The following is a 25518-nucleotide window of genomic DNA, read 5'->3' on the forward strand; positions in this document are numbered from 1 at the left end:
TAAAAGGCAAGGGAGGAATACATAGGTGATTTTTAAGTTTATCAGGTACACGCACCCTTCATGGCAGTTTAATATAGAGCCCACCGCGGATGAGTTTCCCTGCTATGTTGGCATTGATGAAATGCTGCAGTTTGAGCTGCAGGACGAAAGATATGAATCGGAAGCGGCAAAAATTGCAGACGCGGGTTACAGGCTGTGGAACAGGGGTATGATGCTTACCGCAACAGGGCAGCAAATGCGTGAACTGAAAGCTTTACCACAGCCCACACTTAAAGATGAATATATATTTATAAAAAAATATGGGGGCAACCTGTGGGCCGGTTATGCTTTGCTGTTAAGGCTGGCCACATTTAAAAACCCGTTTAAAGAAGTGTATTGTTACGCCAGCACAAGGCATATAAAAAAACAAGACCTTTTTAATAACCCATTGCCATACCACTATGATGCTTTTGAATCGCCGCTGGTTGCCGTGTCGCCAAAAGTAGCGGTAATAATACCTACACTTAACCGGTACGAATACCTTCAAGATGTTCTGCTTGACCTGGAGAAACAATCGTACAGAAATTTTGAAGTAATAATAGTTGACCAGTCAGAAAAGTTCAGAAAAGAATTTTATAACCGCTTTAACTTAAATATTAAACTTATTTACCAGTTTGATAAGGCTTTGTGGACAGCCAGGAACAAGGCTGTGCAGGCAACAGATGCGGAATATCTTTTGTTTTTTGACGACGATTCAAGGGTTGAAAAAGACTGGATATTACACCATGTAAAATGCCTTGATTACTTTAAAGCTGATATTTCCGCAGGTGTGTCCCTTGCCAAAGTGGGAATGAAGATTCCGGAGAACTACAGTTACTTTCGCTGGGCAGACCAGTTCGATTCAGGTAACGCCCTGGTTAAGCGGGATGTGTTTAAAAAGATAGGGCTGTTTGATGAGCAGTTCAACGGCCAGCGCATGGGTGATGGCGAGTTTGGGTACAGGGCATATAAAAATGGTTTTAAAAGTATTTCTAACCACAAAGCATTCCGCATACATTTAAAAGTTCCATCTGGCGGGCTTAGGGAAATGGGCAGTTGGGATGGGTTCAGGCCTAAAAAATGGTTTGCACCCAAGCCGGTGCCCAGTGTTATATACCTGTATAAAAAGTATTTGCCCCCTTATTTATACCGCAATGCCCTGTTAATGGGCATCATGCTCTCCAATGTACCTTACCGGTACAAAAGAAGCTCCCGCATGTTGCTGGTAAGCGTATTGCTTACAGTGGTAAAGTCGCCGTTGTTGCTGGTGCAGTATTTAAGGGCACGCTCCATAGCAAACAGTATGTTTAAGAAGGATAAAGGTTTTGTACTTCTGCAAAAATGAACGTCAAGAAGCTGGCAATTGTAACGGATTGTGTACACATGTACACCGCAGAAGGAAAAGTGGCAACAGAAAATCATATTTTTCAGAAACAGTTGGAAGCATTGTGTGCCCTGTTTAGTGAAACTTTAATCTGTTGCCCGTTTGTGCCATTTACAAAGGATAAGGTGGTAAGTGTTTATCAAAACAGTACTATCACATTCTCTGCATTGCCAAATGTTGGTGGTAATGCTGTAAAAGACAAGCTTCGTTTGCTGGCGGCTTTTCCGGCATGGTTTAAAGCTTTTGCAAAAGCGGCCGCTTTTGCGGATATTGTTTACCAGCGCTTTCCTAATAATCTTAATATCCCCGGGCTTTTTTATTTTTACTTCAGGTGTAAAAAAGTTTTTGCCACCTACACCGGTACCTGGAAAAACTACAGCAACGAGCCAGCTACTTACCGCCTGCAAAAATGGCTGCTGAAGAAACTTTTTCGCGGGCCGGTTTTTATTTACACAGATAGCGCCGCGCCGGGTGGTAAACTGGTTAAAAGTTTTAGCCCGTCTTTTGATTTACAGGAATGGAACGAAGAAACCGCTTATATTCATAAGCGGATTGAAAGGCTTAATGCGGGGAGAATAGAACAGCCTGTTTTTATTACCGTGGGTTCACTGCAGCAAAATAAAAACCAGCAGTTTATACTGGAGGTTTTCAGGATATTGCATGAGCAGGGTGTATCGTTCAGGCTTTTTATTGTAGGCGATGGGCCGCTGCGGGATGCGTATCTTGGTTTTATAGAAAAGCACCGTCTTGCACAAAAGGTTGTCCTCACCGGTAAAAAAAAATATACGGAATTAAAACAGTTATACCGGCAGGCGCACTTTGTTATACAGGCGCCATTAGCGGAAGGTTTTGGTAAAGTGCCCGTTGAAGGCTTTTGCCATGGCGTTATTCCGCTATTAAGTAATACGGCGCTTGCAGCAGAAATGACGGCAGGTTCGCAACGCGGTTTTGTATTTTCAACAGGTGATCCGCAACAAGTTGTTACGCTTATTACACAGGTATTAAACAGGCAGCATGACTGGCCAAAAATGATAGCAGATGGCCGTGAGTATGCTGCTTCGCTTTCCATGGAAAGCTGGGTAGCTCAAATTAAACAGGCCATCAGCCGGTATTATGAAGACTGAGCTTTACTTACGTACATTATCAAAGCCCGTATTTGGGTATTTACTGGCCTTTGCCATAGGCTGGTATTTTGGTGCGGCCAATGTTCGTGGCCTGCCGGTAGGCATCATATATGGCGTGTTAATGCTTGTTTGTATCGTTTATGCTGTTAAGGGCAACCTGGATAAAGTATTTACCTTATTGCCATACATTCTTTATGGTGAGTTGTATGTAAGAGCATACGGCAGGGTGCTTCCTTACCTGGTATGCCAGTATTTTTTTATAGCCCTGCTTATAATATTATTCGCTAAAAAGAAAGGTGGTTATAGCATTCATTCCAGGGCATTTTTGTTTTTGTGCATCTATTTCATCATGGAAGCGCTTGATATGGTAAGGGCAGCAGATCAAAACACTACAAGGGGCATAATTGTACAAACGCTCACCCTTACCATGGCCGCACTCTGGGGCAGCTTTACCATTATCACGCCATCCCTCGTTAATAAACTATTTACTCATATTAAATATGCCAGCCTTTTTTTATGCGGTGTTATGTTAACAGCGCAAGCCGGGGTTGAGCAGTTCGATATACATTCCAGTTACGAAACCACCAATGGCCTGGCCCCTGTGCAGGTTAGCGCTTACCTGGGCCTGGCCTGTGTTATTTTCTTCTGGACAATTATCAACGGCAAAGGATTGAATTTTAACACCCTGCTTAACGTGGCCCTTCTTGCGTACGTATGTGTTGCCATGTTATTAAGCTTTTCAAGGGGTGGGCTTTATTTTCTTGCAATACTGGTGGTATTGTATTTTTTTCTTAATACCAATAAGGCAAGAAGCTGGTCTGTTCTGTTGCTGCTTGTGCCTGTGGTGCTGGCAGTGTATGGGTACATTACCGATAAAACAGGTGGCGCTATACAGGAACGATATACCGAGCACGGCACATCAGGCAGGGATAAACTGGTTGAACTTGGGTTTATGCTGTTTAGCGAGGAGCCGGTTATGGGCGTAGGTACCGGCAATTTTGCTTACGTGGTATCCGCCCGCAAGCTCTACTATTTATCAGGCGCACATAATGAGTTTGTAAGGTCCGCGGCGGAGCATGGCTTCCTGGGTATCTTTTTTTATTGGGGTTATTTCGCTTTTCTTTTTCTTGAAATATCTCTTCGCAAAGGGGTGCAAAAAGAGTACGCGTATTATTTTCTGCTGCTCTTTACGCTAATGGTAGTACACAACGGATTAAAAATATCCATACAGCCGCTGATGATATTGCTGGCTACGGCCACACCCAATTTTGTTCGTATAAAAGCAAAGGCTAATGTACCAGCTTCAGTACAGCTCACCGGCTGATCTAGGAGGCATAGCATTATGCCACCAGGCTTGTTTTCCCGGCTCTTTTTCCGTAAAGTTGGGCAGTGCGTACATGCGCCGGTCAATGGATTGGTTTCTTTCCGGCCATAACCGTTTTCTTTTTCATATTACGTGCAATGGTTTAGTGGTAGGGTATTGTGGTGGCTTTGTATCGGAATATGTAGGTGACGGTTCTACCAGCGGTATGATGCGCCATGCCATGCGGCAGGCAGTAATTGGCGGTATAAGAAAGCCCTGGCTTATTTTTGATAAAAACCTGAGGCATTTTTACCCGCTTGTGGTAAAGAATTTTTTTCGTGCCGCCGGTTTGCCGCGTAAAAAAAAGCTTCCTGCAATTCAGTCCATACCGGCCGGTGAAAAAAAGGCTGGCCTTGTTGTAATAGGCGTGCACCCTTCACATCGTGGCACGCCGGTTTTTTCATTATTAATGGCAGAGTTTGAAAAACAGGCGGCTCAAAGAAACATCCATAAGCTGGTGCTGACCGTAAAAAAAGACAATCTTCGTGCGGTTAATGCCTACAAAAAACAGCACTGGTTTATAAGTGTGGAAAAAGAAGATTCCCTGCAAATGATGAAAGATATCAACCCCCCGGATGAAACGTGAGTAAGGGTTTATGGGGTGCCCCCAAGCTGCGCAAGGGGTCGGGCTTTCCGCTGCTACTCCGGCACAAAAGCCAGCACACAAAACCTTCACCGGGGTATCCGCTGCAATCCCTCACCCGAAAGACGTTGCAGATTACTTAACCCGGTCTGTTCAAAAGCATCAACTACACCCACAAGGGGCTAATAAAAATACGGCCCATTTTATAGCCGTACCTGCAACTTTTTATCTTTTAAAGAAAGGAATTAATGTTAAGATTCGGAATTATCGGTTGTGGAAGAATTGCGCAGCGACACGCTTTGCTGATAAGCCAATACGGTAAACTTGTTGCGGTTTGCGATATTGATGAAGCCAGGGCAAAATCCCTGGCGGAAAGCTACCAGGCTTCCTGTTACACCTCCTGCATGGATATGCTTGCCAACAGCCGGAGCATGGATGTGGTAGTGGTATGTACGCCCAACTGGCTGCATGTTCAGCATACAGTGCAGGCTTTAAATGCAGGCTTTCATGTGTTGTGCGAAAAACCAATGGCCATCAGTTCCGCCGGCTGCCGCCAAATGCTGGATGCTGCCACCGCTAACAATAAACTGCTTTTCATAGTAAAGCAAAACAGGTTTAACCCACCGGTAGTTGCCGTAAAAAATGCTATTGATGAAGGGGCGTTGGGAAAGCTTTACAGCTTTCACTTAAGCTGTTTCTGGAACCGTGATGAACGTTATTATGAAAATAGCTGGCATGGCAAGAAAATGGAAGATGGGGGTACGCTTTTTACACAGTTCAGTCACTTTGTTGATGTATTGTACTGGTTGATGGGAGATGTAGAAAGCGCAAAAGCCATTACCGCCAACCTGGCCCATGTGCCCGGCGTGGAGTTTGAAGATACAGGCGCTGTGCTTATGGAAATGAAAAACGGGGCTGTCGGTACCATGCACTATTCTGTAAATAGTTACCGAAAAAATATGGAAGGCTCCCTTACACTGCTGGCTGAAAAAGGCGCAGTGAAAATAGGAGGCCAATACCTTAACCTGCTGGAGTACCAGCACCTGCAGGATCATTTATTGCAGGTAACCCCATCACAAGCCGGGTCTAATAACTACGGGTTCTATACCGGCAGTATGTCAAACCACGATAAGGTTTATGAAAACCTGGTAGCTGTATTACAGAATGGCGCCAGGGCCTATATGGATGCCTGCGATGCCATGAAAACCGTTGAAATAATTGAACGTATTTACAAAGCCGCACAAGAAAGCAGAACAAGAAAACAGATAAAATGAAAGTACCTTTTTCGCCACCCTATATTGATGATGATGTTAAGAAGGAAGTAGCTGAGGTTTTAAACAGCGGATGGATAACAACAGGCCCTAAAACCCGGCAACTGGAGGAACTGGTGGCCGGATTTTGTAATGTAGATGCGGCGCTGGCCGTTAACTCCGCCACATCGGCTTTAATGCTGGTGTTGCACTGGTTAGGCGTAAAAAGGGGAGATGAAGTAATTGTGCCCGCTTATACTTACTGCGCTACGGCCCTGGCTGTAATGCATGTAGGGGCAAAACCTGTAATGGTAGATGTGGGTGACGATTTTACTATTTCCCCCGCCGCGGTTGCCCGGGCTATTACACCCAATACAAAAGCGGTTATCGCGGTTGACTTGGGCGGCTGGCCTTGTGATTATGAAGCTATTTACCAGGTAATTGAAAGTAGCAGTGCCAAAGCTTTATTCAATGCAGGTTCGCCGGTGCAGCAGCAGTTGGGGCGCATATTGCTGCTGGCAGATGCGGCGCATTCCATAGGGGCCGTTTATCACAACCAGCCCGCCGGCGAACTGGCTGATATAACTGTTTTCTCTTTTCATGCGGTTAAAAACCTAACCACAGCCGAAGGTGGTATGATTTGTTGTAACATGCCTTCGCCTTTTGATAACAGGCTGCTTTACCAAACACTTAAGTTGTGGAGCCTTAATGGCCAAACCAAGGATGCTTATACCAAAACACTGGGTACATCCTGGCGCTATGATATTGTTTACCCGGGCTTTAAAATGAACATGCCCGATGTGCTGGCAGCTATTGGCCTTGCGCAGTTCAAAAAATACGGTGCCCTGCTGAAGGAAAGAAAGCGGGTGTTTGATTTTTATACTGCGGTGTTCAGCGGTTATGGCTGGGCTATCTGTCCGCCTTTTGATGCACCAGGCCGTAATTCCTCGTACCATCTATTTCCCCTGCAGGTAAAAAGTGCTACAGAACAACAGAGAGATGATATAATTGATCTTATTCTTAAAGAAGGTATTTCAGTGAATGTTCATTTTGTGCCTATGCCCATGCTTACCATCTTTAAAGAGAACTACAACATACAGGATTACCCGGTTAGTTACCGGCTTTACAGCAGGGAAATATCCCTGCCTGTGTACCCACAGTTAACTAACGAACAAGCCCGGGCTGTAACCGATGCTGTAATAAAAGCTGTTGAAGCTGTGCTGCATGTATGAGAGATATTACCCGCCTGTTTGATATTGTTATTTCTTTTATTGCCCTGCTGCTGCTGTCTCCGTTGTTGTGCATCATAGCGGTTGCGGTAAAACTTAATTCTAGGGGGCCCAGTCTTTTTCGGCAGGTGCGTGTAGGCCGGGATAACAAGGATTTTATTATTTACAAGTTCCGCACCATGCATACGGATGCGCACCTCAAATATTCCCTTACGGTTGGTAAAAGAGACACAAGGATAACCGCCATAGGGTATTACCTGCGCAGGTACAAATTGGATGAGTTACCCCAGTTATACAATGTGCTTAAAGGCGATATGAGCCTTGTAGGCCCCAGGCCGGAACTGAGAAAATATGTTGACATGTACTCTCCCCAACAAAAGAAAATACTGTCCGTACGCCCCGGTATAACAGACTATGCCTCTATTCTTTACCGCAATGAAAACGAATTGCTGGCCAACGCCGAAAACCCCGAGCTTTATTACATTCAACACATCATGCCACGTAAGTTAGAGCTCAACAATAAATACCTGCTCAACAAAAGCGTATCCGCTTATTTTCACATCCTTTCCCGCACATTCCTGTCGTTATTTCATTAGTATTTCCTGTTGGCCGTAAAGCCTGTTAATTATTATTAGTCTGTTGCACAATGGCGAATAGCGTTACAGAACGCAGAAGAGTGCGACGCAAGTAAAGCCCCTGCTAGTTCCCATTGCCGGGCCCATAAAAATCCTGTCTTAAACAACCGGTAGTGCTAAATATGTATCTTCAGATGCAAATAAAACACCATGAACCAGGATATTATTAACCTCTACGATGAGTACACGCATAAGCCGCTTACCCGGCAGGAGTTTTTAAAAAGGCTCGCCCTGCTGACCGGCGGCACTGCAGCGGCACTGGCATTGCTGCCGTTGCTTGAAAATAATTACGCTTATGCGGCGGTTACAAAAGCCGATGGACTGTTTACAGAAACTGTTGAATACCCGGGCCAGCCTGCTGCCATGAAAGCTTATGTAGCCAGGCCGCAGGAGCTTAAAAAGTATGCCGCTGTGGTGGTCATTCATGAAAACCGTGGGCTTAATGCGCATATAGAAGATGTGGCCCGCCGGGTAGCGTATGCCGGTTATCTTGCCATTGCGCCCAATGCTCTTTCAGCATTAGGAAAAACGCCTGCTAATGAAGATGAGGCCCGGCAATGGTTCCAGGAATTGAAGCCTGAAAACAACCTGCAGAATTTTATCAATGTGTTCGATTACCTGGCTACCCGGAATGATTATAATGGTAAAGCCGGCTGTATTGGTTTTTGCTGGGGCGGCGCTATGGCCAATAACCTGGCTGTTAATGTACCCATGCTAAAAGCGGCCGTGCCGTTTTACGGCAGGCAACCTGCGGCTGAAGATGTGCCTAAAATAAAAGCGGCACTTCAACTGCATTACGGCGGTCTTGATGAAAGGGTAAATGCGGGTATCGGGGCTTATGAAGCGGCTTTAAAGCAAAACAACATAAGTTACGAATTGTACATGTATGAGGGCGCACAGCATGCCTTTTTTAATGATACTTCAGGTGAGCGTTATAGCCCAGCCGCAGCAAAACTTGCCTGGGAAAGGGTGTTGGCATTCTTTAATAAAAAGCTTGCCTAACACAGGCTTATAAGTTGAAAGATAACTGGTAACCAAACTGTTAAATTCAACTTTTATTCAATTTCAATTCTTGCCTGCCGGTATCACTCCGCAAATTTGTTGTACGTAATTACTTCACATTTTTCTGAGGAGTTTTGTTGAAAGTTTAATTACCTGTTAGCTGCCAGGAGTCCATTCAAATCTCAATGAATTAAAAATTGTAAATATTTCAGTTTCTATACCTTTACGCACTACTAAAAATTAATATTTATGGCTAAAGCTGGTACTCGTACAAAAAAGTATGACAAGATTAATTTAGAAAATCTTTCAAAAAAAGACCTGGATCATCTTACCCTAAAGCCCCAAGATGTAATGAAAAAATATAAACTGGATAAACAATCTGTTTATGCCAGGCGCTTTGCGTTAAACAAAAAAATCTCTTCCGCGGGTGTTACCGTTGAGCAATTAACCGGCCAGGCGGCTGCGCCTGCTGCTGTTGAGGCAGAGGCCCCTGTTAAAGCAAAACGCGGCCCTAAAAAAGGCCGGCCACGCAAAGTAAAAGCAGCAAAACCTGAAGCAGAAAAACCCGCCGCCCCTGTGGTGGAAGTAGCGCCTACTACAGGCCGTGAATTGATGATTGTAGATAAACAGGTGCCGGTAATTATGAAGCCTATTGAAATTAATTTTGACAATTTCTCTGTAAAACTCAACGGCGTTCCCAAGAAAATATCTGTTAACCCTGATACGAACGCTATTGAAATAGATTTATAAATTTCATTTTCTTTTTCAGCACATATCAAAACCCGATGTCAACTTATAAATCAGCCCCTGCAGCATGGCAGGGGCTTTTTGTTTTTACTACCGTTTGTACAAAATCATTTCAATCAGGGGCTGTGGGCCGTACAACTTTTATCAACTTCAGTTCCGGCCATCCGTTCCAAGTCCTCACACCGCCTTCGGACGGTGTTGCGGGCTTTCCACTTCTGTCCGGCAGCCCGTCATCAGTATATCTCTTCCCGGCTTTTCCCGCAGTATAAATCTTTCCTCATCCCTGCACCCTGAGGTATTTTTTCAACATATAAAATCTGGCTTTCTTTTTGCCTTTTGAGTTATAAAACTAAACTATATGCTTTGGCAAGGAAGAAGAGAAAGCACTAATGTTGAAGACCGCCGCGGTATCGGCGGAAGGGGAGTAGCTGTAGGCGGCGGTATTGGCGCTATTGTAATAGCCGCTATTGTGTACCTGCTGGGGGGAGACCCCGGCGCTATCCTGAATAACCAGCCTGGCGCCGCTACAGAGTTAACGCCTGAGCAGCAGGCAGGGGAGGATAAATCAGCCAAGTTTATTAAAGTGGTATTGGCAGACACAGAAGACGTATGGACAAAATTATTCAGCCAGGCCAACCAGGCTTACCAGCAGCCAACCCTGGTAATGTTTAACCAATCTACCCCAAGTGCCTGCGGCCATGCCAGCGCTGCAACAGGTCCGTTTTATTGCCCTGCTGATGAAAAACTTTACCTGGACCTTTCTTTTTTTAACGAGATGGAACATCAGCTACAGGCTGGTGGCGATTTTGCCCAGGCCTACGTAATAGCTCACGAAGTAGGGCACCACGTTCAAAAACTGATGGGCACCACCCAAAAGCTGGATGCCATGCGTGGCCGTGTTAGTGAGAAAGAAATGAACGCTATGAGCGTGAAGCTTGAATTGCAGGCAGATTTTTATGCCGGCGTTTGGGCGCATTACAATAACCAGGCGTTGCAGGAAGGGGATATAGAGGAAGCCTTAAACGCTGCCAATGCCATTGGCGATGACAGGCTGCAAAAACAATCGCAGGGTTATGTAGTGCCGGATGCTTTTACACACGGCACCTCTCAACAGAGAATGTACTGGTTTAAAAAAGGCTATACTACCGGCGATTTACGGCAGGGAGATACATTTAATTCCCATGAATTGTAGCATAGATAAACCTGTTAATACCAGTTAGGCGGCGCCGCGGCAAGCGGCGCCGCTTTTGTTTTACGGGGTAGTAAGGCAAGGCTATTGCTATATGGTTAATTTTTATTCTTGCGTGGTTAATGCTGATAAATACTTTATTTTGGGCTCCGGTAATGCGGCCCTGTAACTAACATGGTTGTATTAACCGGCATTGAATAAAGCTGCCTGGCATATTGCCGGGTATGTAAAACCAGAAACTGAAGATGCCACAGGCACTGCGGATGAAAGGATTGCGACGCAAGGGACGATGCCATGAAAACCGATGCCGGTATTAAAAAAATGTTCACTTGCAGCATAAATGTTCAGCATTTGGTTGCTATTTGTAACGGCCGGTATAATTACCATAACCATTTTTAAATACGCTATTGTTTATGAACCTGGAGGCGGCAAAAGCTTTTGCAATTCAGAAACTGGAAAAAGAACTACCCTCTCATCTCAGTTATCATAGTGTACAACATACCCTGAATGTGTTAGAGCATGCAACCGTAATTGCAAAAGAAAACAGTATATCCGGCCAGGAACTTGCGCTTTTACAAACGGCAGCATTGTTTCATGATATGGGTTTTATACAGGATGCGGCCGGCCATGAAAAAATTTCCTGCGATTATGCACGCCAGTATTTGCCCGGCTTTGATTATAATGAAGCACAGGTTAACGAAGTGTGCAGCATGATTATGGCCACAGAATTGCCTCAACGCCCTGCCACCACCCTGGCCGGTATATTATGCGATGCCGATTTGTATTACCTGGGCACTGACAATTACGCAGAAATAGCAGAAACACTGTTCCAGGAACTCAACAGTGCAGGCCGCCACCTGGAACGTGCAGACTGGCAGCGTGAGCAAGAGAAGTTCTTGAAAGCGCACCATTATTTTACAAAATCTGTTACTGACAGGTTGTATGCCAAGCAGCAAAAAAACCTGGAAACGTTGCAGGCAGATGAGCATGAAGCCAAGGCTGTACAACATGGCGATTTTGGCGTGGGCGACATTATTTTGATTATCGTAGGCGTGCTGATAGCTGGTTTTGCCTTAATGGGTTTCCTGGTACCCAACCAATTTTTTGATGGGGGCGTAACCGGCATTTCGTTATTGATTCATGAGCTTTATCATTTCCAGATAGCGTACGTAATTATACTGGTCAACCTGCCGCTTATAATAATGTCGGCATATATCATTAATATCAGGTTTGCGTTAAAAACATTTTTTTGCATAGTACTGCTCGGGTTGTGCCTGCTGTATGTGCCCTACCCGGTAATAACATCCGATAAATTGCTGGTATCTATTTTCGGCGGCTTTTTTCTGGGTATGGGCATTGGCCTTACCATGCGGGCCGGCTGCGCGGTGGATGGTATTGAAGTACTGGCCCTGTACACCTGGCGCCGCACCAGCTTTACCATCAGCGAAATTGTACTGGCATTAAACATCATTATATTCAGCCTGGCGGCGTTTAAGTTTGGTTTGCAAACATCCCTGTATTCCATGCTCACCTATTTTACCGCCTCTAAAACGGTGGATTATGTGGTGGAAGGTATAGAAGCTTATACCGGTGTAACCATCATATCCGGAAAAAGCGAATTGATAAAACACCGCCTGGTTAACGAGCTGGGCAGGGGAATAACCATCTACAAAGGAGAGCGTGGTTACCTGCCGGGCAAGTTTGATGTGCACAGCGATGCCGATATCATTTTCACGGTAATAACAAGGCTTGAAATGCGCAGGTTAAAAAACCTGGTTAACGAGGTAGACCCTAAAGCTTTTGTGTTTGCCAGCACCATTAAAGAAGCTTCCGGGGGTGTTATTAAAAGAAGGCATGTGCACTAATGCTCATCGGTCAGGTACAGGCCAAACGTTTTCATAAATCCTTCGTCCTTCATTATTCCTTGTTCGATATTTGGTGGTGAATGGTGAATGGTGAATGGTGAATGGTGAATGGTGAATAGTGAGTTGCTTTTTCCTTCGTCATTCATTACTCCTTGTTCCCTTTCGATATTCAGTCGTGAATGATGGGTTGCTCTTTCCTTCGTCATTCATTACTCCTTGTTCGCTGTTCGATATTCGGTCGTCGGGTTCCTTCGTCTACCAAAAATGTATTTCTGTCGCCAATGGGCCTTGTTGCCTCCGCCCCAAAGCAAATTAGTTGTAGTTTCAGGTTGTTAACAGGTATGCATGAAGCCTTCGCCCTTTATATTTTCAAATCAAAGAAAGTACCGCCTGCGGCGGCATATTGCCTTCTGGGTTTTCTGGTGGTTGTTTATGGGGTTTCTGTATGCGTTTATGCCAAACCGCCAGGACTATTTTACTGAGCAATTGCCCCTTTCAATGGTAGATGCCTTGCTGTACATGCCGGCGCACATTTTTCTTACCTACAGCCTCATTTATTTTATTATACCCAGATACCTGGTAAAAGGTAAATACCTGCCCGCCGCCTTACTGGTGGTAGCGGCTTTTTTGCTTACGGCACTTATTTCCAATTTTATCTTTATACAGGTACTAAGCAAGGTAAATGTTTGGCTGTTTCCATCTGCGCCCAGGATTCAGGAAAAGAAAAGTTTCTTTTTACAGTTGCTGGCAGGCTTGCGGGGCGGCATAACGGTAGGTGGTATTGGCGCGGCCATTAAGCTGATGAAGTATTTTTATTTTAAAGAGCAGCAAAACCTGCAATTGCAAAAAGAGAATGCCGAAGCGCAGTTGCAGATGCTGAAGGCGCAGGTGCACCCTCATTTTTTGTTTAATACGCTTAACAATATTTACGCTTTTACGCAGCAGACATCGCCCGAAGCATCCCGGCTGGTGATGGACCTGTCAGACATTTTGCGATATATGCTGTACGAAGGTATAAAGCCCACCGTGCCGCTGGAAAAAGAGATTAAAATGATAGAGGAATTTATACGGCTGGAGCAGGTGCGTTACGGCAATATGCTGGAGCTGCATGTAAACCTGCCGGAAGATACCCGGGGCTATTATATTGCCCCGCTGCTGCTGATACCTTTTGTTGAAAATTGTTTTAAGCACGGCATCAGCGATATGTATGAGCGGCCATGGCTTAGCCTGGATATTGTGCTGGACGATGGCATGACCATGAAGCTGCTGAACGGTAAACCCGCCAGGAATGCCGCAAGAAAACCGCCACCCGGCATAGGCATACAAAACGTTCGCAAAAGGTTGCAACTGTTGTACCCCGGTGCCCATGAACTTACCATTAAGGAAGAAGACGAAATGTTTATTGTAAACCTTAAACTGCGCCTGGAAAAGAGGGCGGTTAAACCCACGGCCGCATATGCGGAGGTAAACCATAATTAATGCATGAATACACCTGCATCAACCATACAATGCCTGCTGGTAGATGATGAGCCGCTGGCAAGAGAAGTGTTGAAACGCTACATTGCCGAAGTGCCCCTGTTGCGGCTTGCCGGCGAATGTGCCAACGCGGTAGAAACGCTGGTGTTTTTGCAAAGCCACCCGGTTGACATTATTTTTCTTGATATACGCATGCCGCAGTTGAATGGTACAGACCTGGTGCGCACCGTAAAAAACCTGCCCAAAGTTATTTTTACCACAGCCTACTCCGAGTATGCGCTGGAGGGCTACGAACTGGATATTGTAGACTACCTGATGAAACCCGTACGCTTCCACCGCTTTTTACAGGCTGTAAACAAGGCTTTCTCCCTTCAGCAATACAAACCCGTGGTTGCGGAAGCGCCGGCAAAGGAAAGCCGCGACGGCTCATTTGTGTACCTGCGTGTTGACCGTAAGATGATCAAGGTGCTTTTCTCCGATATACTGTACGTAGAAAGCATGAAGGATTACGTAAAAGTAGTAACTGCCGGCGCCACACTGGTTACCAAACAGTCACTGTCTTCCGTTGAAGCCATGTTGCCCGAAAGTTTATTCATGCGCATACACCGCTCCTTTATTGTTTCTGCAGACAAAATAAAAGCCTACACCGGCGACAGTATAGAAGTAGGCAAGCCTGCCATATCTATCCCTATAGGAAAGTTATACCGCGATAATGTGCAAAAACGCCTTGCCTGATGGGGAATGCCCTGCCATGTGGGAAAGAGTTTTAGGGGGTGCCCCCAAGCTATCGCAAGGGGTCGGGCTTTCCGCTATTACTCCGCCACAAGGCCCATGCACAAAGGCCTCAACGGGGTAACCGCTTCAATCCCTCACCCACGGGTGATACTTCGTATTTGTTTGCAGCCAGGCTGCCTGGCAGGGTTCATCTTCACGCTATCTTTATTCTCTGCGTTTATGTTGCGTTGGGTGTATTGTTTAGTGGGGTTCAATCTAACACAAGTACTTTTTTTAGTCGCCATATATACCCGTTTAGTCTTTCTGTCTTTCAATGGATGATGTTGGTCTACTTAGATAAAATAGCCTGCTTTACCATTTTAGTTTTACGGCATGATTAACAAAAGAAATATGAAAATAATTGCCATCATAGTCGCCACCCTGTTGTTTCACCTGCTGGTTATTTCATCTGTATTTTCACAGCAGCCTGTTTCTTTTAACGAAGAAGGCTATTGGGTTGTGGAAAGCAATATATATGTAAAAAAGCAAGCGACTATACGCTTTTACAGCAACGATAACCGGCTGATATACGAGGAAAAAATTACGGGCCAAAAGCTGCGGATAAACCAAAGAAAAACGCGGCGTTGCCTGCGCCTGGGCCTGGCCAAAGCCATACTTGCCTATAAAGAATGTAATGCCGTGGTAACCGGAAAAAACTGGGTGGCTTCCCTACTTGCTGCCAGGTAAATTATCTGTAATTGACAAAGCCCTGAAGAGCTACCGTGTGTACACAAATATTAAATGGAACACGGATGACACGGATAGAACGGATACGCAGGATTTTTAATGCTGCATTGCAGCATTAGCCGTGCAAATCCCTTTTCCTGGTGTGTAAGTTTGATTTTTCACTGTTTGTTTTCGCATTTGCGAAAACAAACAGTGAAAATCCATTTTAATCCGTGTCATCCGTGTTCCTTTTGGTTCTTCGAAAAATGTGTACACACGGTAGCCCTAAGAGTGCGACGCAACAGGCTTAATAGTAGCAATTCAGTTTGGCTCATTAAAGAAAGCTGCCCGGCCTTTGTCGGGCAGCTTTCTTTTGTAAAAAGTATTGAACTGGTTGCGCAGCTCTGTGCTGATAGCCGGGTTTGTTGTGGGCAGAGATGTAATGAACCGATATTTTTTCTCAAAATAATTGTCATTTTTACTATTTTTCCATCCCGGGAGAACAATCTTGCTTCTTCGTTATGGAAATCACCTTAAATAAATGGTTATATGTTGATCACTAAAAGGGGCTGAAAAGTCGCCAAATGAACCGGACGATGAAGTGATTGCGACGCAACGAAGATGCTATGAAATACCGCTGCTGGTATTACAAAATTTTCAGTGTTATTGAAATTGAAGTAAATAATGCAACTGTGATTGCACCATATGTTCTTTAAGTTTAAACTTGACAAGCCTGCTAACATGAAAAGAATTTTTGCTCTGCTGTTGATAACTGCTTTTTCATTGCCTGCATTGGCAAATGAGCCAGATTCAGTGTATCTTTTTTCTTACGCTACTGAAAAGAATAACAACCATAACGGCTTACAGTTTGCCTGGAGTACAGACAAAACAAATTGGAAGACCATCGGCAACGATTATGGTTTTTTACGGTGTGATTATGGCCGCTGGGGCGCGGAAAAACGTATGATAACCCCCTATCTTTTACAGGGGCCTGATGGTGTATGGCAATGCGTTTGGAGCCTTAATGAACGGGAAAATAAATTGGCACATGCAGCATCTAAAGACCTGTTGCATTGGGGGCGGCAGAGTTATCCTTTATTTGAGAAAGGGGAAAACTGCATGATACCTGTTATAGCTTACGATAAGGCCGCGGCAAGGTTTGTTGTAGCTTATAAAGACAAACGTGGCGAAAAATATGTTTTGCATACCAACAATTTTAAAACCTATAGTTATAATGATGCGGCTTCGTATCAGCAGGCGGATATGCGCACCACAGTAATGCTGCCAGGTGGAGAAGCTACAGGACAGGTTCACCGGGTGGCATGGGAACTGGTGGATAAACTGCTTAAAGCTTATGACCTGCAACAGTATAAAAACAGCCTCAACTATCAACGTGCAGCGCAGGATGTGCAAAGGTTTGAAGGCCTTGCACCGGTAATAGCAAAAATCACGATAAACGCTGCTAAACCAAAACGTATCAGTGATATCTTGATGGGTGTTTTTTTTGAAGATTTAAATTATGCGGCAGACGGGGGATTGTATGCTGAACTCGTTCAAAACAGGGATTTTGAATATGCTTTGTCAGATAAAGAAGGTCACGACACAGGCTGGCACAGCACACACTCCTGGACTTTGAAGGGAGCTAATGCCAGCTTTGTGATTGATAGCGCGGCGCCGGTTCACGAGAACAACAAACACTATGCTGTGCTTACCACAACTGCAACAGGGGCTTCCCTGCAAAACAGTGGGTTTGATGGAATTGCCGTAAAAAAAGGAGAGGCGTATAACTTTTCAGTGATTGCAAAAAATGCAGGCAGCAAGGCCGGCAGGTTGAAAGTGCGGTTGGCCGGAAGCGCAGGTAATGTATTGGCAGAAACAGTGATAAAAGTTGACAGCAAAAGCTGGAAGAAAATTTCTGCTGTACTGGCTGCAGCAAACGATGCCAGCGATGCGCACCTGGAGCTTGTTCCTCAGGCAGAAGGCAAGTTAATGCTTGACATGGTATCCCTGTTTCCGCAGAAAACTTTTCGCGGCAGGTTCAATGGCCTGCGCAATGACCTTGCAGAAACCATTGCCGGCATACATCCCCGCTTTGTGCGTTTTCCCGGTGGTTGTGTGGCGCATGGTGATGGCCTTGAGAATATTTATCGCTGGAAGAATACCATTGGGCCGCTTGAAAGCCGCAAACCCCAGCCCAACCTTTGGGGATATCACCAAAGTGCAGGGCTGGGTTATTTTGAATACTTCCAGTTTTGCGAAGATATCGGCGCCGTTCCTGTACCTGTGATAGCTGCCGGCGTGCCCTGCCAGAACTCTGGCAATGGCGGACAGCAGGGTGGCATACCCTTACAGGAAATGGATGCATACATACAGGATATTTTCGATCTTGTTGAATATGCTAACGGGGATGCCAGTTCAAGGTGGGGTAAGCTAAGGGCGCAGGCTGGCCACCCTGCACCATTCAATTTAAAGTACATCGGTATCGGCAATGAAGACCTTATTTCTGATGTGTTTGAAGAACGCTTCACCATGATATTTAATGCGATGAAGCAGAAGCACCCGGAGATAACCGTTATCGGTACCGTAGGACCGTTTTATGAAGGGACAGATTACGAACAGGGATGGGATATAGCCGCCAAACTCGGGGTTGAAAAAGTAGATGAACACTATTACCAGCCGCCGGGATGGTTTATTTACAACCAGGATTTTTACGATAAATACGACCGCTCAAAATCAAAAGTGTATTTGGGTGAATATGCTGCCCATTTACCCGGCCGCCCCAACAACATAGAAACGGCGCTTTCTGAAGCATTGTACCTTACTGCCGTTGAACGCAATGGCGATATTGTAAGCATGGCATCCTATGCACCCTTGCTTGCCAAAGAAGGACATACGCAATGGAACCCGGATCTCATCTACTTCAATAATACACAGGTTAAACCAACGGTAGGTTATTACGTGCAACAGTTATACGGCCTCAACAGCGGTGATGAATACCTGCCCGGCAGCATTACCGTTAACAACAACCAGGACGCTGTTAAGAACCGGGTTGCTTACTCTTCTGTGCGGGACAGCAAAACCGGCGACCTTATTATTAAACTCGTAAACATGCTGCCGGTAACGGTGAGCACTTCCCTGCAACTGGATGGCTTTACAACGCAGCCGCAGCAGGTAACAAAAACTGTATTGCAGGGAAACCCGGCAGATAAAGATGCCAAGCCGGTTAGCTCTGCTTCTTCTTTTGCTGAAGTGCAGTCGCCGCAACTGCCACCGTATTCATTTGTTGTATATAGGGTTGCCGTTAAATAAGCTGTCTTGCATACATGTTTGCGTACATAGCCGCATTGTTGCAACCTGCTGCATCTAACAAACAGGAAACTACTTTAGCAACAGTTCCAGTTTTACTACCTGCTGGTTGCGGATAATCTCAACCGGTATCTTACCCTTCCAGTTAGAAGACTGGTTTACTTCAAGCAGGTCTTTTATTTCTTTAACAGCCTTGCCATCTGCCTTGCGGATAACATCTTTTGCCTGCAGGCCGGATTTTGCCAGCAAGCTATTGCTAACCGCATCAAGTACCACTACACCCGTTTCATCAGGAAGTCCGTAAGCAGAGCGGTCGCCAAGGCCATCAATAGATTTTATTTTACCCCCTAAAAAGGAAATGGTTGCAGATTTATCAGCCTGGTTTTTGCTGTTCATCAGCATGGGTATAGCTGGCTGTTCCGCTATTCTTTTAAGCGATGGTTTTTGTACGCCAAAGCTGTTCATGGAAAAATTAATAAACCCTGCTGCAAGGGCCGGCGAATTGGCCGGCACAGTATAGTCACCCGCAGCAGCATTCGTAAACAAAGGGTCGCCTGCTTTGCTGTGTACATCGGTGTTATGCTGTTGCGCCTGTTGCAAGGCAATGCTGTCGGGAAAAAGATTGTAATCAACTTCCTTTCCCCAGTTGTTCACCTGTATAGGAAAATAGGGCTTCATCACAATATTGTGCTTAAAAACATCGCCGCTGTTATTAAACCATACATGTGGGTGAAAGGAATTGTTGACTAAAACATTGTTCTCTACCACCCTGTAAAAACCCTCCCTCAGTTTAAGGCCGCCATTCAGGCACACGTTGTTGTAAATATGGTAGTTGGATGAGCCATCGTCCAGGTCTATATCCCAGCCATGGTCGCAACGGAAACGGTTGTTGCGGATGGTGGTTGTTTGCTGTGCATCCAGCAGTATAAGTTCCGGGTGCGCCGAAGTAATGCTGTCCATATAGTTCCTGTCCGGCGACCAGTAGCGGTCACGGCCCCAGGAGTTGAAAGCCCCGTGGTCGCCGGTTTCCAGCACGCTGTTAAACACGTCGTTGTATTCCAGCAGGTGGCCGCCAAAGCAGCCATCGCCAATGTTAATCCCGGCACGGGGCGTGTTGTAAATGCTGTTATGGCTAACGGTAATGGCAGATGATATTTCAATCTGCACACCGGTGGCCTGCTTTTCAATTTCGCCCAGGTTATGCAGCAGGTTGTCTGTTACCACGCATTGTTGCGGGTAGTTATTGGTTAAAGGCCCGGGTGTTTTATCCAGCTTATCGTAAGGCGTGTAATCTTCATAGCGGAAAGATGGCGAACGTACTGATTTTGTATCACCAATAAAACAAACAGCGTTTGCGCCAATATGGGCAATATGGCAACCGCTAACGGTATCCTGCTTGTTGTAGTTGCTGAACATAATGGCGTTGCCGCCTATATGGCCAAAGCTGCAGTTTGTAATACTGCAGTTTTCTGTGCCCTCCAACAGTATGGCGCCGCCGCGGTAAATAGTCCAGTCGCTGCGCAGCAGTGGCTCTTTGGTTTCCCAAAAACTGCGTTCGTTGTGTATGAAGTTGAGGTTGGTAATCCGCACATTCTTTAACGGCTTTTCCACGCTGCCAAGCAGTTCAATACTGTTCTTTAGCTGGGAAACATCAACCACTGCCTGTGGCAGTTTAACGTGTGCAGGAGGGTAGTAATAAAGTATGTGCCGGTCTTTATCCAGCCACCATTCGCCGGGTGCGTCCAATTCTTCAAAAATATTTTCAACAAAACGGTGTTCCTTATGCATGTCGTTAGGCCGGTTGTTTTGCCAGCCACCTTCCAGTTGCAACTCGCCATCTGCTGCAGCGCTTTTAATGCGGTAATGAAAGCCGCCCCATTCATGCGCATGCAGGGCATGCACATAACCGCCTGCCGGGTTCTTCCATTGCTTTACACGCTGTGGCGATAAAGCATCGGCGGCAGTACCGTTAAACACCCGTGCCGAAGAATCAAAATTGGGATACCTCGCCAATACCTGCGGCTGGTTGTTAATGTACAATCTTTCAAAAACCACACCTGCGGTAACCGCAGCCTGGTAAATGCCGTTACGGTAAGGTTTCCATTGCAGGCGCAGGCGTCGGCCGGCGCTGATGTTCACCTGTTCATCTCTATAACCCGATATGGTAACAGATGCGGCCGTAATATCTTCCGCATGTAACTGCAGGCTGTTGTTAAGGTAATATGTGCCGCCACGCAGTTGTATGTTTACGTGGCTGCCCGTCGCTTTTTGTTTGGCCAGTACTAAGGCTTTAGACACCGTTTTGAGCGGGTGCGTCAATGTGCCCTTGTTATTGTTATTGCCGTTTGTTGAAACATATATGTTAAGCTGTGCCCTTACCGGCAACAGGCAAAGCATGCAGTACAATGCAAAAGCGGCGGCAAAAAAATTCTTCATAAGTAGTAATGCTGGTTCCTTCTTTACAAATGTATATGCCTGTTAATAATCACCCGTAGAAAAATGTGTTGGGGCTTTCGGCTTTTGTTCATCTATGCGGCGTAAGTCCCGGCTTTTCACTGCAACTCCGCCACAGGAACCGCCGCACGGAGCCCTCAGCGGGGTTTTCGTTTCAATCCGGCAGCCATTAGGCTTTGCCAATACTGACCGGGCAGCAGCATAAACGAGTGTAAATTGATTATAAACGGTTATATATTTGAGTACGCCAATATAACGTTGGCACTATACCATTTTCACTCTATGCTAATTAAAATTAACAGGCAAGACTGCTTAAAGAACTATCCGTCTTTCCCTCTCCGTAGCTACAACTATGACAAGGACGAAGAAGAATTTTATTATCCGGAGGTTTTTAAAAGTTATATACTGACGCTTACTTCAAAGTCTTTTAAAGGACATATCAAACAACTGGCGACGGGTTTACTAAAATTGACAAAGCAATTAGGTTATGACAGATTGATTTTTCTTGGCGACACGGAATTGCCTTGGCTTAATCAAGACAATAATTACAAGCCTGCAAAAGAAGCGCAGCAATATTTGGTTGATAATAAAATCGGGAAAAGATTCAATGGAGCTTTACAAATTGAAAGCTCAGGGCTGCAGGTTTTTGTTAAACATCTTTCGTGGCTCACACGATGTAACGCAGGATTGCCTTACTTTCATTTTACAGATAAGGAGCAAAATATTATCGGCAATATCTGTAAATATGGCAACCTGCATCTTGATACATTAAATGAAAAAACTGATACTTTGGTGAAGGCATTTGTTGACGCAAGTAAATTTTTAATTTTAGAAGATAACAATTGTTTTAATCAGTTTGGGAAGGCAAATGCAATTGGCGGACGACGTATCATTGTATGACCGAGAAGTCAAGCCTGGTTATATTGTATTGACATATTTATCTCCCTCTTCGCTTCAATAAAAGCCGCATAGCGAATCCACCAGTACAAGAGTGCGACGCAAGTAAAGCCTCATGCATGTTCCTCCTGCCGGGCCCATAAAATTTTCCACTATAGATGACTTAATTCCCCTTCCGAGGGATGGGATGTTTTAACCTTCATTAACCTTTCTCTAAAGCTGGTTAACCATGTTTGCACGGGGTGGCCAATACATTTGGCAAAACAGCTTTTATGCCCAAAATTGTACTCTGCGTTATCTCTGTTTTTTTGCTCGGTCATGCATTCTCTCAAACATCCACTGTTAAAGGCCGCATTGTTGATACCTCCGTAAACAAGGGGCTTGCTTATGCAACGGTCTCACTGGTAAACGCCGGCGATTCAACACTGGTAACCTTTTCACGGGCCGATTCATCCGGTTGGTTCAGGTTCAGCAATATCGAAAAGGGCAGCTATCTTATCTCCGCTTCTTATGTGGGGTACGGGCCGGTATGGCACCCGGTAAAGGTTACCGGTAATATGGCAACGCAGGATATCGGGCTGGTACATTTAATCAATATAGCCCGCTTGGCAAACGTAACCGTAGCAGATAAACGGCCGCCCGTTACCATTAACAATGATACGCTTGAGTTTAACACAGAAAACTTTAAAACGCAGCCCAATGCCGTGGTTGAAGAGATGCTGAAGAAAATGCCGGGCGTTACCATTGACAATGACGGAACCATTAAAGTAAACGGGCAAACCGTAAGGCGTGTGCTGGTTAACGGCAAAGAATTCTTTACCGGCGACCCCAGGATGGCGACAAAAAATTTATCGGCCGATGCTGTTGACAAAGTGCAGGTGTTTGATAAAAAAAGCGACCAGGCGGAGTTTACCGGCATTGATGATGGTAACCAGCAAAAAACCATTAACCTTAAGCTGAAGAAAGATAAGGCCAATGCTTTGTTTGGCCGCGTTACGGCAGGGGCGGGACCAAAGCGGTATGATGCGCAGGCTAACCTTAACCGCTTTAATGGGGATGAACAGTTGTCTTTTATCGGCATGGGTAATAATACCAACCGGCAAGGCTTTAGCATGCAGGACGCATTGAATTTTTCCGGGGAATTATCACGCGGTATGCGCAATGGCGGGGGCGTTGTTATAAGAACAGGCGGCGATGATAACAACAATGGTTTGCCTGTTACCGGGCTTGGGCAAAACCAGCAGGGCATTGCCAAAACCTTTGCCGGCGGTGTTAACTACAGCAATGCCTGGAACAACCGCCGCAGCGACTTTAACATGAGCTATACCGCAAGTGATATTAACCTGCAAACCAATAAGCAAACCTTTACCCAAAACCTGTCTCCGCAAAACCCTTTTAACCGGGTTGATAGCAGCAACAGCGTTAAAGAAGTCACCCAGCACCGCATTAACTTAATGCTCGATCAGAAGCTGGACACATTTACATCGCTTAAAATAACACCCTCTGTAACGTTCCAGGATAACCGGTCTGTAAACAACAGCCTGTACCAGTCAGTTAACGAAAAAAGCGTACTGCTTAACAATGGGTACTCCAATACCAGTACCGATGCCAGTGCTTTCAATTTTACCAGCGATATGTTGCTGCGCAGGCGATTTGCTAAAAAGGGGCGTACTGTTTCGGCCAATATCAGCCTGGGGTATAATAACAGTAAGTCGGCAGGTGCGCAGCACTCACTAAACACCTTTTATGATGTGGCACAAAACCCTGCGGACTCACTGATTAACCAGCGCAACAACCGCGACGCGGTTACGAAAAACTTTGGCGCCAACATGGTTTATACAGAACCGCTTGGCAAACATGCTTTGCTGGAGGCAAGCGCTTATTACAACATTAACAAGGGAGAGAGCGATAAACAAACATTCAATTTTAATAATGGCAGTAACAAGTACGACAGGCTGGATAGCCTGCTGAGCAACAGTTTCAGCAGCAGGTATGCATATACCGGCGGAGGCCTGCGTTTAAGGAGCAATAAAAACAAAACCTCTTTTTCAGTTGGCGCACAGGTGCAGTATGCCATCCTAAACAGTTACAACAATACTACAGGTAACAACATACGCCAAAGTTTTAATGATGTGTTGCCCGGCTTTAACTACCAGTACCAAATCAGCCGTACAAAGAACCTGCGTGTTGATTATTCAACCTATACCACACAGCCTTCTGTTATGCAACTGCAGCCCGTTGCAGATATAAGCGACCCGCTTAACATCAGCATCGGCAATGCCTTGCTCCGGCGGCAGTATAACCATAACATGAGCATCAATTATTTTGGCGCCAACATGGCTACCCGCAAAAACCTGATGTTGTTTTTTAGCGGAACCATAAGCAAAAGCGCTATTGTTTATTCAGACGAATTAGCCCCTAACGGCAGCCGCGTTACCCGGCCCGTAAATGCTGATGGGGTGTACAGCATCATCAGCAATATTAACTATGGCTTTCCGTTAAAGAAACTTAAATCAAGGCTGGAGCTGGAGTTAACCACCACTTACAATAACAACATCTCGTTCATTAACGCGAATAGGAACACCATCAAAAACTTTTCCGCAGGCCCCCGTATCAATTACAATTTTGATATAGATACAACCATCAGCCTGCAGTTTACGGCAAGGCTTACTTACAATAGCACACAATACACTTTACAGCCCTTGTTTAACAATAAATATTTTCAGCAGTCTTATGCTGTGGATATGACCAATTTTCTGCCCGCCGGGTTTACGGTTAATAACCAGTTTACTTATACCATCAATACGGGCCGTACCAGCGGTTTCAATGCAAGGGTGCCATTGTGGAATGTATCATTGGCACGGGGTTTTATGAAGAACAAACGGGCCGAAGTGAAGCTTGCCGTTATGGATGTACTAAACAAAAACATCGGCATTACCAGGAGTGTTAACCAGAATTATATTACCGATCAAAAATACAATGTGCTTAACCGTTATTTCCTGCTCAGCTTTACGTACGGCCTCAACAAATCTGGCTTGCAGGGCGGCCCCAGGGCTGTGATAAGAATGATAGGAGGGTAGTTGTTACCAACAGCAATTACAGCAGCAATCATCATTGTTCTCCATGCACCGGTAATAGTACTCAAGCTTAAGCTTGCTGTAAAGCAGCAGTATTGCAATCGTTATTAAAACAATCATATACCTGGCCCTTTGTGTCATTGCTGTTGTTTTATGTTGGCGCCTGCTGCCAGGCCGTTTTTTGTATTTATCACTCACTATTCAATGCCGTTTATTTAACAAACGAATGTTAGGTTGAGCTTGTAGAAACCGTTTTTACGTCCGTTGCTTTTTACGCATCCGCCTTCGACAGGCTCAGGCTGACATCTTTAACTAAACGACATTGACTCACTACTCACTACTCACCACTCACTATTATGATACCAGCCGCGGCCTTTCATGGTATCGTCCCTTGCGTCGCAATCACTTTATCGTTCTGTTCATTGGGCGGCTTTTCAGACCCTGGTAGACCGGGACTATATAAGTTTTTACAATACCCC

The 25518-nt window shown here is 45.3% G+C and carries 19 protein-coding genes; 17 read left to right on the forward strand and 2 right to left on the reverse strand.

What is annotated here, in order from left to right:
* Positions 1 to 25: 25 nt before the first annotated feature.
* The 11 genes from F0364_RS19400 (at position 26) to F0364_RS19450 (ending at position 12389) form a co-directional block, all read left to right on the forward strand.
* The gene (locus tag F0364_RS19400) at positions 26 to 1363 is read left to right on the forward strand and encodes a glycosyltransferase family 2 protein (RefSeq protein WP_153799462.1); all 1338 of its coding nucleotides are present in this window, start codon (positions 26 to 28) and stop codon (positions 1361 to 1363) included.
* Positions 1360 to 2526 carry a glycosyltransferase gene (locus F0364_RS19405; protein ID WP_153799463.1) on the forward strand — a complete coding sequence of 389 codons (1167 nt, stop codon included), beginning with the start codon at positions 1360 to 1362 and terminating at the stop codon, positions 2524 to 2526. The genes F0364_RS19400 and F0364_RS19405 overlap by 4 nt, the downstream gene beginning before the upstream one ends.
* The gene (locus F0364_RS19410) at positions 2516 to 3850 is read left to right on the forward strand and encodes an O-antigen ligase family protein (RefSeq protein ID WP_153799464.1); all 1335 of its coding nucleotides are present in this window, start codon (positions 2516 to 2518) and stop codon (positions 3848 to 3850) included. The genes F0364_RS19405 and F0364_RS19410 overlap by 11 nt, the downstream gene beginning before the upstream one ends.
* 85 nt (positions 3851 to 3935) lie before the next feature.
* On the forward strand, positions 3936 to 4475 hold the full coding sequence (locus tag F0364_RS19415; protein WP_207632773.1) for a GNAT family N-acetyltransferase: 540 nt from the start codon (positions 3936 to 3938) through the stop codon (positions 4473 to 4475).
* 245 nt (positions 4476 to 4720) lie between these two features.
* Positions 4721 to 5746: a Gfo/Idh/MocA family protein gene (locus F0364_RS19420; RefSeq protein ID WP_153799466.1), complete on the forward strand. Its 1026-nt coding sequence runs from the start codon at positions 4721 to 4723 to the stop codon at positions 5744 to 5746.
* The gene (locus tag F0364_RS19425; RefSeq protein WP_153799467.1) at positions 5743 to 6954 is read left to right on the forward strand and encodes a DegT/DnrJ/EryC1/StrS family aminotransferase; all 1212 of its coding nucleotides are present in this window, start codon (positions 5743 to 5745) and stop codon (positions 6952 to 6954) included. The genes F0364_RS19420 and F0364_RS19425 overlap by 4 nt, the downstream gene beginning before the upstream one ends.
* Entirely contained in the window at positions 6951 to 7547 is a 597-nt protein-coding gene (locus tag F0364_RS19430; RefSeq protein WP_207632774.1) for a sugar transferase, read from the forward strand. Before F0364_RS19425 ends, F0364_RS19430 begins: the two co-directional genes overlap by 4 nt.
* A 189-nt stretch (positions 7548 to 7736) precedes the next feature.
* Entirely contained in the window at positions 7737 to 8588 is an 852-nt protein-coding gene (locus F0364_RS19435) for a dienelactone hydrolase family protein (RefSeq protein WP_153799468.1), read from the forward strand.
* A 249-nt stretch (positions 8589 to 8837) separates the two neighbouring features.
* Entirely contained in the window at positions 8838 to 9338 is a 501-nt protein-coding gene (locus F0364_RS19440) for a hypothetical protein (protein WP_153799469.1), read from the forward strand.
* A 355-nt stretch (positions 9339 to 9693) separates the two neighbouring features.
* Positions 9694 to 10527, forward strand: coding sequence for a KPN_02809 family neutral zinc metallopeptidase (ypfJ, locus tag F0364_RS19445; protein WP_153799470.1), 834 nt, complete (start codon positions 9694 to 9696; stop codon positions 10525 to 10527).
* 410 nt (positions 10528 to 10937) lie between these two features.
* A complete protein-coding gene (locus F0364_RS19450) occupies positions 10938 to 12389 on the forward strand; it encodes a YitT family protein (protein ID WP_153799471.1) in 1452 nt (483 codons plus the stop codon).
* Here F0364_RS19450 and F0364_RS19455 read toward each other — a convergent pair.
* Positions 12386 to 12595: a hypothetical protein gene (locus tag F0364_RS19455; protein ID WP_153799472.1), complete on the reverse strand. Its 210-nt coding sequence runs from the start codon at positions 12593 to 12595 to the stop codon at positions 12386 to 12388. The genes F0364_RS19450 and F0364_RS19455 overlap by 4 nt on opposite strands.
* A gap of 139 nt (positions 12596 to 12734) precedes the next feature.
* On the opposite strand from F0364_RS19455, the gene F0364_RS19460 reads away from it, so the two are divergent.
* From F0364_RS19460 to F0364_RS19475, 4 genes are all read left to right on the forward strand, one after another.
* Entirely contained in the window at positions 12735 to 13868 is a 1134-nt protein-coding gene (locus tag F0364_RS19460) for a sensor histidine kinase (RefSeq protein WP_207632775.1), read from the forward strand.
* 3 nt (positions 13869 to 13871) lie between these two features.
* The gene (locus tag F0364_RS19465) at positions 13872 to 14600 is read left to right on the forward strand and encodes a LytR/AlgR family response regulator transcription factor (protein ID WP_153799473.1); all 729 of its coding nucleotides are present in this window, start codon (positions 13872 to 13874) and stop codon (positions 14598 to 14600) included.
* A gap of 390 nt (positions 14601 to 14990) precedes the next feature.
* Positions 14991 to 15326 carry a hypothetical protein gene (locus F0364_RS19470; RefSeq protein ID WP_153799474.1) on the forward strand — a complete coding sequence of 112 codons (336 nt, stop codon included), beginning with the start codon at positions 14991 to 14993 and terminating at the stop codon, positions 15324 to 15326.
* A gap of 720 nt (positions 15327 to 16046) precedes the next feature.
* Entirely contained in the window at positions 16047 to 18614 is a 2568-nt protein-coding gene (locus F0364_RS19475) for an alpha-L-arabinofuranosidase family protein (RefSeq protein ID WP_153799475.1), read from the forward strand.
* Between the two features lie 69 nt (positions 18615 to 18683).
* Here F0364_RS19475 and F0364_RS19480 read toward each other — a convergent pair whose 3' ends face one another.
* Positions 18684 to 21047, reverse strand: coding sequence for a PDZ domain-containing protein (locus F0364_RS19480; RefSeq protein ID WP_235921160.1), 2364 nt, complete (start codon positions 21045 to 21047; stop codon positions 18684 to 18686).
* Between the two features lie 300 nt (positions 21048 to 21347).
* Between F0364_RS19480 and F0364_RS19485 the strand changes: the two genes are divergently transcribed.
* A complete protein-coding gene (locus tag F0364_RS19485; protein WP_153799476.1) occupies positions 21348 to 21965 on the forward strand; it encodes a hypothetical protein in 618 nt (205 codons plus the stop codon).
* Positions 21966 to 22234: 269 nt separating this feature from the next.
* Positions 22235 to 25042 (forward strand): TonB-dependent receptor, encoded by a 2808-nt coding sequence (locus tag F0364_RS19490; protein ID WP_153799477.1) that lies wholly within the window; start codon positions 22235 to 22237, stop codon positions 25040 to 25042.
* Positions 25043 to 25518 lie beyond the last annotated feature (476 nt).

Source organism: Foetidibacter luteolus (assembly GCF_009650435.1).
GTDB classification, from domain to species: domain Bacteria; phylum Bacteroidota; class Bacteroidia; order Chitinophagales; family Chitinophagaceae; genus Foetidibacter; species Foetidibacter luteolus.